A 7,408-nucleotide genomic window follows, 5' to 3' on the forward strand; every position below is an offset into this window, starting at 1 on the left:
ACCCAGCCCCGCCCATAACCCCCATCGCGGACCCCCGACCAGCGAACCTCACAGCCCTAATCACGAACCGGACATCAGCTCACATATCGCCCTCTGAGAGTGAGGAAGTGCGTTGCGAACGGGCGCCGGGCGCCCTGCGGGGTGCAGGGTGCCCGGCTTCGGATCTGTGCTGTTGTGTTGCCGTGCTGTAGCCGGTGTTGCCCGGTCTTGGGTGACCGGGCGCCGACTGGGCCGGGGCGCTGTTGCTGTTCTGGTTGGTGGCCCGCGATCGGGCGGAGCCGCCGCGGCGGTGGTGGAGTTGTTCAGTGCAGCGAGGTGAGGAGGACGTAGCCGGGGTGGCCGGAGGCGGCAGGTGGGACGGGGGTCTGGCCCGGGCTGGTCTGATTGGGGTTGCCGCCGGCGCCACCGGTGTTGGGTGTGGGTGGCAGCAGGCCGTTGGCGACGGAGCTGCCCGCTCCGCCCCCCGCGGGGAAGCTGTTGCTCATGTAGCCGTTGCCGCCGTTGCCGCCGTTGCGGATCAGGGCGGTGCCGACGGGCTGCCATGAACCGGTCCCGCCGGTCCCGCCCGTACCCATGCCGCCCTGCCCGCCGCCGACGCCCCCGGCCAGGCCGGCCTGCCCGAAACCGCCGCCCCGGGCGGCCATGATCAGGGTGCCGGCGTTGCTGATGGTGCTGTCCCCGCCGCTGGTACCCGCCTGCCCGGCCTGGGGCGAGGTCCCGCGCGTCTGGGTGGGCGTTCCCGGGCTGCCGCCGGTGCCGCCCGCCCCCACCACCACGGTCAGGGTCACTGCGGCGGTCGAGGCTGTCACGACGCCGCGGATATAGCCGCCCGATCCGCCGCCGCCGCCTGCGCCGCCCACTCCCGGCGGGGTATCGAGGACGTCTCCGCCTCCTCCGCCGCCACCCCCGCCTCCGCCGCCCCACGCCTCCACCAGCACGGAGACGCCCGCGGGCACGGAGACTGTGTAGGTCCCTGCGGCGTTGAATTCCTGGATCCCGATGAAATCTGTCATGGATGATCCCTTCTTCTCCGCACTGCAGCCTCGGAGGCCGGAGCGGGCTCCGTAGCCACTGCGGCACGGATGTATCAAACGGCTACAAAGCCGCGATACGCTACCAGGATAGTCGTCTTTAGAGAAAAGCGACAGACCGTCAAAATCCTCATGTAATAGGCTTGTTGAGGACTTATCTGAAGATCAGGTGGCGCTGGTCGCCGCGCGGCTGGTTCCCCGGGACCAGGCCTGACCGGGCCCGTGGGGCGTTCGTCTACTTCTCGGCCTTGGTGCGGACCCAGTTCCGCAGTGGCTGGGCGTCGTCGGTGAGGGCCTGGAGAAGAAGCTCCGCCGCGTGGTCGGAGCTGATACCTGCGTGGCGGGGGAGGCATGTTGGATGTCACCGTCCAGTGGATACGGACGTCCTGGACGAAGGAGTCCCGGGGTGGAGAGGCTGCGGCTCGCCGGAACGCTGTCCCGGTCGGCTTTCGTGTCCCGCATATGTCACCTTCGGCCGCGCATGTAGTCCGCATGCATGAGCGCGACGGCTTCGATCCCTATGACGGCCAGGAAAACCTGCGCAAGGTCGACGTCCAACTCCGAGAGGAAGACGATCGGTTGCGAGTCCTTCCCAGGGTCCAGCCCTTGTTTGCTATACCACCTCGGCCACGACGGCCCCCGGCTGTACGCCTTGTCCCCGGTCAGTGGGTCCGCTGGCAGCTCAACTACCGTTTCAGCAGCGCGGCGGGGGTGCGGGGCTGGTCGTACTGGCTCGACACCTTCAACATCGCATACGGCCCGGTAGGAGCCGATGTGTTCTTGTCTCCACCCACGGTGCTCGTCGATGAGCGAGGACCAGTCCGATAGCCCCGCCGGGGAGTGATCACCCACTGGAGACCTCGGCGTTCTCGTCGGCATGGGCGGGTTGCCCAAGGTCCGCCAGGAGCTTGTCGATGCGGTCGCTGGTGCAGCAATGCCGTTCGACTTCGCGGTCCCAGCCGCGTTCGGCGGCGTCGTGAGCGAGGGTCTGCTCCACTTCGCGTCGGGCCCGCAGTCGTGGGGCGTACTCAGGTGTGGTGACGAACTTGGCGCAGGTCAGGTAAAGGTCGCACTCGCAGGGACATCGCGCAGGCGATCGCGCGGCAGGTCCTCGTGCTGCGGGACCTCAGCCAGTGGGCCTTCCCCGACCCGCAGGAGCCCGCCGACGAGCCGGCGCCGATCGACACCGCCGTCCTGCAGCGCCGCCGCGAGTTCGCCGCCACCGAGACCGCCGCCCTGTACCGGACCCCACTGAGAAGGCCGGACTCGCCCACCTGCCCACCCCACATCCGTGACTGCCCCGGTCGTCGAGGGTGACGGCATCACCGTGACCGCCTGACACACCCTCACCGGAAGGCCGGGAATCCCGGCGCGAGCACCCGTACCGGTGGCTTGTGCGGGTAGCGTCGGGTGCATCGACTTGGAGGTCGCCGTGACCGCACAGCCCGAGCACCACCACGAAGGCGGCAGTGCTGTCTTCGACCCGCCCATGGGAACCCTGCGTGAACTGCGGGCCGCCCTCGCCACATGGGGTTTCCCCGGCGACCGGGACCGCTTCGAGGCCGAGCTGGACGCCGCCGACCTCGACGACCTGACCCGGGTCCGTGAGATCACCCAGGCGTACCGGCACCGGGTACTCCTGCGTCTGGACCCCGCCGCGGCAGCCGCCCACCCGCAGGGCGCCGCAAGGAACTGCAATAGAGTCGTCGCATGACCGCCGACCCCGACAGCGCGCCGAACCCCGTCCCCTCGCCGCCGGCCGCGTTCGTCACACCCACCGAGCTGGCCCGACTCGTCGTCAAGAACGGCTGGGCCCCATCGATGACCCGCCAGCGCATCAGCGAGCTGGCAGACACCGACCCGAACTGGCCCGTCCCCCGCACCGAATGGCACCGCGTAGGTGCGTACTGGCAGATCCCCCTCGACGACCGGCTCGCAAAGTACTTCTCCCACCGCACGCCCACACCCCGCCCCGGCCCCAAGGGCTGGACGTAGCCGGAAGCACGCCCCCCCTTGGACCGGCTCCCCGCCAGCGTACGAGCCGGACAGCAGCTACGCCTGCGCGGCATGGGCGGGCCCGGGAACAACGGCGGTGCGCCAGGCGACCTCTTCGTCAAGGTGCACATCGACCGGCAGTGAGGCGGAGGATCTCCCCGTTCCTCGTTCGTGTGTGCGCGCCCTGACACTCTGGGACGGTCGGGGTGGGGCCGCGTACCGTCCTTACGAGAGCCGGTTTCGAGGAAGAGGTGGCGGAGTATGTCCGAGGTCGCCGAGCCGGCGTGGCGGGCCCACGTCGGGGGCCAGCTGGTGGAGATCCCCGCGACGATAGACGCGGTCTGCGAAGTCCTCGCCTCCGATCCGGAGCGTCTGGCCGAGTTCGAGGAGCAGCTCGGCAGTGTCCCGGCTCTGGAGCTGCCCGCTTTTGTGGCGGCGTACGCGTTGCCGCGGCAGGCGTGGGACGAGATCGACGCGTCCATCGAGCGGCTGCGGGCGGGGGACTTCTCCGGCTGCACTGCGCTGGAGGATCTGGACAACGCGGGCGGTGACACCGAGGTGCCTGGGCCAGGGGTGACATGAGCCGATACCGGATTCAGTACTCCGACCAGGCCCTGGTCCAACGGCGGTCGATGGACGCCCCGGTCCGCGCCGCCGTCGACGACGGGATGCGCCGACTGTCCACCGACCCCTACGGGCAGGGTCCATCCCGGCGCCGCGCAGCCAGGGCAAGGACCGCCGGATGCTCACCCTGCCGAAGGCGATCGTCGTCTACTGGGTCCACGCCGACGTCCTGGTCATCACCGCCGTCGACATCGTCCACTGAACACAGTGGTGGACGAGCCCGTGCGGACAGCCCCCGGATCTTCCGGGGGCTGTCCGCGTGTGTTCTCGCTTTCCGTGGCAGGCGGGGTCGTTCAGTGGGTGTGTGTCATGTGTTCTTCGAGTTCGGCGGCGAGAGCGGGATCAGGGCGGGGGACGGGGCCGTAGTCGTCGTCGGTGTGGGACTCCAGGCGCAGGACGGCGTCGGCGATCTCCAGGTGCTCCATGGCCCAGGTGAGGAACTGCCCGCTGCCGAGGATGCGCCGGCCCCGACCGACACGGCCCGCGTCCAGCGCCGCCGCGCAGCCGCTGTGACCGAGGCCGCCGCCCTGCACCGGACCCGCGCCCCGGCCGGCATCGGGAAGGCCCTCGAAGAGGCACCGGAGGAGACTCCGAAGATCCTGGCCGCCGCCAAGACCGACGCGGAGAGGGCCGCCTCCGGGGCCGACGCCGTTCTCCCCCGCGCGACCTGAGCAGAACCGGAGCGGCAATGGCCAGCACGCCCGGGTCGGGTCGCGCCGGCCATCGTCCTGCCGGGCCTCCTACTGCTGGCTCTCCTTACGGGCCTGGGTGACGATCCGCTTCCAGGTATCCACGGACTGGCCGTGGCGCTCGGCCAGGCCGCCGCCGCCCAGGCCCGCGCCGAAGCCGCCGCCGCGCAGCCGGCCCCTGATGTCCCGGCCGCGTCAACGATGCCGGTCGCGCTGCCCGTGCGGCGCCCGGCCGCCGTGGTCCCCGCTCCGGAGCCGGTCGATTCAGCTCAGGCGGTGGCTGAGGAGGGCGAGCCCAGCCGCGGCGGCGCGGTGTTGGTAGGGGCGCAGGCCGGGGGCGCCGGGGGGGCGCGGGCTTGCGGGCGTTGCCCGAATGATAGGCGGCTGGTATCATTCACTCATGCTGTATGAGACTCCTACCCTCGACGCCTCCGACCTCCAGGTCCTTCACGAGGTGGACGGCCTGCGTGAACAGCTGAGGGACGCGGTGCAGCAGGCGCCGATGAAGTGGACCCTGGACCTGCGCAAGGCACTGACGGCGAGCGCGATCGCGGCGTCGAACACGATCGAGGGCTACCAGGTCGACGCGAAGGACGTCGCGGACCTGATGGACGGCGAGCGTGAGGTCGACGCCAGCGAGGAGAACAAGACGGAGACCCTCGCCTACCAGCAGGCGATGACGTACATCCAGTCGCTCCACGACGTCGCCGACTTCCGGTACAGCAAGGAACTCCTGAACGCACTGCACTGGATGCTCCAGGGCCAGCACCACCCGCTGCGCACGGCCGGGCAGTGGCGCAGAACCTCGATCCGGATCACCGCTCCCGGCGACGAGCTCGCCACCGACTACGACGGTCCCGACCCAGAACTCGTGCCCGGTCTGATGACCGAGCTGGTGGACTGGCTCAACAACGGCGACACCGGGGAGCACGTGCTGATCCGGGCGGCGATGGCACACCTGAACCTGGTGAAGATCCACCCCTGGTCCGACGGGAACGGCCGCATGTCCCGCTCCCTGCAGACCCTGCTGATCGCCCGCGGCGGCGTCCTGGCCCCCGAGTTCTCCTCGATCGAGGAGTGGCTCGGGATGCCCGGGAACACCTGGGAGTACTACAAGGTGCTGCGCGAGGTCGGCGGGCCTGTGTACTCGCCCGAGCGCGACACCCTGCCCTGGATCAAGTTCAGCCTGCGCGCCTACCACGAGCAGGCCCAGCGGGTACGGCACCGCGTCGACCGCTCCAACCAGGTGTGGACCGAGCTGATGCGGCACGCCGACGCGCACAGGATCAGCGAGCGGCAGGTCACCGCGCTGCACGAGGTGGCGATGGTGGGGCGGGTGCGGCGCTCACGGTATGAGCGGCAGGAAGCGATCAACACCCAGCAGGCGACCCGGGACCTGCAGGCGTTGACGAAGGCCCGTGTGCTGACCGCGGTCGGGCAGACCAAGGGCCGTCACTACGTCGCGGGCCCTCAGTTCCCGCAGAACGTCATCGAGACCGCCCGCCGCCCGCACCGCATCACCAACCCCTACACCGCGTAGCACCAGAGCTGACCGGTATACCTGATCAGCCCGGTGCAGGGCCTGTGCCCGCGCCCGACGACTTCCTCCCCTGGTGCTCGCAGCTGACCGCACCCTCGGCAGCCACATATCGTCCCCGCCCGCGCGGGGCCGTTCGCTGGTCGCATCTCCGCCCAGGCCCGCTGGCGCGTGGTCGGCGGCGCCCGCCTGGTGCCTTTCGTCGGGGCCGGAGCCTGTTTCGAACGCGGACTCCTGGTCGAGCGCACCGTACTCTCGCGGCCTGAGTCGGGCATGAGGAGGATGTCAGCATGACCGTCTTCGACACCTACGGCACCAATGCCTGCACCGCCCGAGAGCTGGCCGGCCACCTCGCGGATCGTCTCGGTACCGCCTTCACCGAACGCGAGAGCTCCTACCTGGGTGTCTACTTCCTCGCCACCCTCGCGGACACCACCCGTGTCCAGGTCCAGCCGAACACGATCCCCGGCGACGAAGGCGAGGACGACCTCTACCAGGACGAGCACCCCGGCATGTCTGTCCTCCTCCTGGTCACCGCACCGGACACCGGCCGGTCCCACGAATCCGACCTGTCGGCCATCGAAGGTCTCACCCGGCTCAAGTCGACTCGACGTTCCCCGACACCGGGTCCGGTTCCGCGTCGTACGTCGTCGAGCTGCTCCCCGAAACCACGGGCGGACTCGGATCTCCGTCGTCCACCGACACAACCCCGGCACCATCCTTGTCCTCTGGCTGAACCACGGACCCTGACACCGGGCGGACCTGACCGCGTGGCGCTGCTGGATGCCGGAGGGTGTACAGAACAATCGGCGATCGGTGAGGGCCCCGAACCACTGCTCGGTGGTTCGGGGCCCTCACCGATGTCCGCGGCATGCCCGGACCTGAGGTCTGCCTCGGGCCGGCCGGAGCGCGGCGGGTCCGGTCGGGGGGCGCCGCCAGCTGCGGCTTGATCACGGGGGCGGGGCGGGGGCGGGGCCGGCGGTGAGGTGGCCAACGGTCAGCCGGGCGCGGGTGGTAGTGGCGCCGCCGCGCCGGCGCTGGTTCCGCCCACCTGCCCCGTCACCGCCGGCACCGGTGGGACGGGCAGTACTGGCGGTGCCGGGGGCATGGCCGTTTTCGGCGGCGGAGGCATCCCCGCGAGCCCCGGCGGCGCCGGAACCGCCGGCACCAGCGGCGCGGGCGGCTGCGTCACCCTCACGTACCGACCCCACCAGTCCCGGTGCTGTCTGCCTCGCCGGGTGGGCGGCCCGTGGCGGGCGGCGTCGTTGGAGTCGGTACGGATCCTCTCCGTGACCAGGCCGCATCCCTGCTGCACACCGCCGCCGCGCTCGCGGACACCGTCAAGGCCGGCGGCTGGTCGCCCCTGGCCGCCGCCGACGACGTGCTGGACAGCATCGACATCCTGGTCCAGGCCCTCGGCACACTGGGCCCGGCCGTCGTCGACGGGCTCGTGCCCGTGCGGCGGGTCACGGCCGCGCTGCAGTCCCGTCTCGCCACGGCCGTGAAGGACGCGACGGCCCCGGTACCGCGAC

General features: G+C 70.6%; 12 protein-coding genes and 1 pseudogene. 10 read left to right on the forward strand and 3 right to left on the reverse strand.

Translation table 11 applies throughout. The features are described from left to right. Positions 1-302: 302 nt before the first annotated feature. A complete protein-coding gene (locus tag ACIA5F_RS30770) occupies positions 303-809 on the reverse strand; it encodes a glycine-rich domain-containing protein (protein WP_399358742.1) in 507 nt (168 codons plus the stop codon). Positions 810-1,385: 576 nt separating this feature from the next. Here ACIA5F_RS30770 and ACIA5F_RS30775 point away from each other — a divergent pair. Next, on the forward strand, positions 1,386-1,859 hold the full coding sequence (locus ACIA5F_RS30775) for a hypothetical protein (RefSeq protein ID WP_399358766.1): 474 nt from the start codon (positions 1,386-1,388) through the stop codon (positions 1,857-1,859). Between the two features lie 16 nt (positions 1,860-1,875). Here the strand turns inward: ACIA5F_RS30775 and ACIA5F_RS30780 are convergent, their stop codons facing one another. Beyond that, the gene (locus ACIA5F_RS30780; protein WP_399358743.1) at positions 1,876-2,028 is read right to left on the reverse strand and encodes a hypothetical protein; all 153 of its coding nucleotides are present in this window, start codon (positions 2,026-2,028) and stop codon (positions 1,876-1,878) included. Positions 2,029-2,144: 116 nt separating this feature from the next. Between ACIA5F_RS30780 and ACIA5F_RS30785 the strand changes: the two genes are divergently transcribed. The 5 genes from ACIA5F_RS30785 (at position 2,145) to ACIA5F_RS30805 (ending at position 3,608) form a co-directional block, all read left to right on the forward strand. Beyond that, the gene (locus ACIA5F_RS30785) at positions 2,145-2,348 is read left to right on the forward strand and encodes a hypothetical protein (RefSeq protein ID WP_399358746.1); all 204 of its coding nucleotides are present in this window, start codon (positions 2,145-2,147) and stop codon (positions 2,346-2,348) included. A 115-nt stretch (positions 2,349-2,463) separates the two neighbouring features. Beyond that, entirely contained in the window at positions 2,464-2,745 is a 282-nt protein-coding gene (locus ACIA5F_RS30790; RefSeq protein WP_399358748.1) for a hypothetical protein, read from the forward strand. Beyond that, on the forward strand, positions 2,742-3,026 hold the full coding sequence (locus ACIA5F_RS30795; protein WP_399358751.1) for a hypothetical protein: 285 nt from the start codon (positions 2,742-2,744) through the stop codon (positions 3,024-3,026). Before ACIA5F_RS30790 ends, ACIA5F_RS30795 begins: the two co-directional genes overlap by 4 nt. 18 nt (positions 3,027-3,044) lie before the next feature. Then, positions 3,045-3,170: a DnaJ C-terminal domain-containing protein gene (locus ACIA5F_RS30800; protein WP_399358754.1), complete on the forward strand. Its 126-nt coding sequence runs from the start codon at positions 3,045-3,047 to the stop codon at positions 3,168-3,170. A 117-nt stretch (positions 3,171-3,287) separates the two neighbouring features. Further along, the gene (locus ACIA5F_RS30805) at positions 3,288-3,608 is read left to right on the forward strand and encodes a hypothetical protein (protein WP_399358756.1); all 321 of its coding nucleotides are present in this window, start codon (positions 3,288-3,290) and stop codon (positions 3,606-3,608) included. Positions 3,609-3,943: 335 nt separating this feature from the next. Here ACIA5F_RS30805 and ACIA5F_RS30810 read toward each other — a convergent pair whose 3' ends face one another. Further along, a complete protein-coding gene (locus ACIA5F_RS30810; protein ID WP_399358757.1) occupies positions 3,944-4,183 on the reverse strand; it encodes a hypothetical protein in 240 nt (79 codons plus the stop codon). On the opposite strand from ACIA5F_RS30810, the gene ACIA5F_RS30815 reads away from it, so the two are divergent. From ACIA5F_RS30815 to ACIA5F_RS30830, 4 genes and pseudogenes are all read left to right on the forward strand, one after another. Next, positions 4,160-4,321: a hypothetical protein gene (locus ACIA5F_RS30815; RefSeq protein WP_399358759.1), complete on the forward strand. Its 162-nt coding sequence runs from the start codon at positions 4,160-4,162 to the stop codon at positions 4,319-4,321. The two genes, ACIA5F_RS30810 and ACIA5F_RS30815, sit on opposite strands and share 24 nt — an antisense overlap. 418 nt (positions 4,322-4,739) lie before the next feature. Continuing rightward, on the forward strand, positions 4,740-5,879 hold the full coding sequence (locus tag ACIA5F_RS30820; RefSeq protein WP_399358761.1) for a Fic family protein: 1,140 nt from the start codon (positions 4,740-4,742) through the stop codon (positions 5,877-5,879). A 287-nt stretch (positions 5,880-6,166) separates the two neighbouring features. Continuing rightward, the gene (locus tag ACIA5F_RS30825; RefSeq protein ID WP_399358764.1) at positions 6,167-6,826 is read left to right on the forward strand and encodes a hypothetical protein; all 660 of its coding nucleotides are present in this window, start codon (positions 6,167-6,169) and stop codon (positions 6,824-6,826) included. A gap of 299 nt (positions 6,827-7,125) precedes the next feature. Next, a pseudogene (locus ACIA5F_RS30830) lies at positions 7,126-7,408 on the forward strand (hypothetical protein); the annotation flags it as partial.

Origin of the sequence: Streptomyces sp. NPDC051567 (assembly GCF_044454165.1) — a bacterium.
Lineage (GTDB): Bacteria > Actinomycetota > Actinomycetes > Streptomycetales > Streptomycetaceae > Streptomyces.